At 40.9% G+C, this 291-nt stretch carries 2 pseudogenes; both read left to right on the forward strand.

The window, feature by feature from the left end:
* Positions 1-146 (forward strand): annotated as a pseudogene (locus ACFINO_RS10720) (class I SAM-dependent rRNA methyltransferase); the annotation flags it as partial.
* 2 nt (positions 147-148) lie between these two features.
* Positions 149-291 (forward strand): annotated as a pseudogene (locus ACFINO_RS10725) (RNA methyltransferase); the annotation flags it as partial.

Raw genomic sequence — 291 nt, forward strand, 5'->3', positions numbered from 1 at the left:
GTGCTTCTTTCTATGCACTTCACACTCTCATGCGTGATGAATTTATAAATCTTGGTGGTACAGTCGAATCAGGAGAACTGATCTTGCGTGAAAAAACCACCGGACGCGCTCTTTCTACTTCTCTTTTTAGCCGCTGGATTGCTTGAACATGTGTATGCCTAAAACCGGTAAGGTTAAAGAAATTACCTCTCTTAGCAATCCTATCATTAAAGACCTTAAGGCACTTAGCCAGAAAAAAAACCGTAATCGAGAAGGCCTTTTCATGGCAGAAGGGCTTAAATTAGTGATTGA

The organism is Bartonella sp. AA83SXKL (assembly GCF_042196965.1).
Taxonomy (GTDB): Bacteria; Pseudomonadota; Alphaproteobacteria; order Rhizobiales; family Rhizobiaceae; genus Bartonella.